This window comes from Chitinophaga sp. Cy-1792, assembly GCF_011752935.1.
In the GTDB taxonomy this organism is placed as follows: Bacteria; Bacteroidota; Bacteroidia; order Chitinophagales; family Chitinophagaceae; genus Chitinophaga.
This window is the reverse complement of the sequence record NZ_VWWO01000014.1, coordinates 1-945: the sequence shown is the minus strand read 5'-3', so window position 1 is coordinate 945 and position 945 is coordinate 1. Positions and strand designations below refer to the sequence as shown.

Below are 945 nucleotides of genomic sequence, written 5' to 3'. Positions count from 1 at the left end.
TACCTGTTCCCAGATCGCTATTAACTGCGCTTCTATGTTATTACGGGCAGGTATATACGTAGTTCCGCTACTTAATCCAAAGTCTTCCGGAGCGGGCAACTGCCGGCGATCTACCTTGCCATTGGCATTCAGCGGGAAGCTATCCAGCTGCACGAAGTAAGCCGGGATCATATAAGCAGGCAAGCTGCTTCCCAGCCACTGCCGCAGTTCTGCAAGGGCGATAGGTTTCTTACCAATAAAATACCCCACCAGGTTCAGCGTGCCCGTCTGGTCAGCTTTCGCTATCACCACGGCGGCATCAATATCAGGATGGCCATGCAGCACTGTTGCTATCTCGCCGAGTTCTATGCGATAGCCGCGGATCTTCACCTGGTCATCTATACGACCGAGGTATTCAATATTACCATCCGGCAACCAGCGGCCGATATCACCGGTACGATAGATACGCCGGCCTCCTTCAAAAGGATGCGCCACAAACTTCTCCGCAGTCAGTGCCGGTTTGTTCAGGTAGCCACGGGCAAGCCCGTCACCGCCGATGCAGATCTCACCGGTTACGCCGATCGGCTGTACGGAATTATCTGCGCCGAGTATATACAGTTGTGTATTCCAGATAGGGCGGCCAATCGGGATGCGCTGATCCCCCGGCCGGGTTGCATAGTATGTCACATCCACTGACGCCTCCGTAGGGCCGTACAGGTTATGAACAGGTGTAGTCATGCGCTCATACCAGCTGCGCACCGTTTCTGCTGATAGTGCTTCACCGCTGGTAACTATTAATCGCAGACTGCTCAGTGCAGCGGTAATATCTTCTTCTTCAAATAAAGTAGTGATAAAAGCATTGAACATACCCGGCACAAAGTGCAGGCAGCTCACCTGATGACGCGCAATCAACGCACGTAAACGTTCCGGTGCACCGATATCATCTTTATGGCACAACACCATACG

The 945-nt window shown here is 52.7% G+C and carries 1 protein-coding gene; it reads right to left on the bottom strand.

Annotated features, from left to right (window positions below; translation table 11 throughout):
• Positions 1–945, bottom strand: a 945-nt coding sequence (locus F3J22_RS30235) for an amino acid adenylation domain-containing protein (protein WP_167021742.1), incomplete at both ends; no start/stop codon positions are given.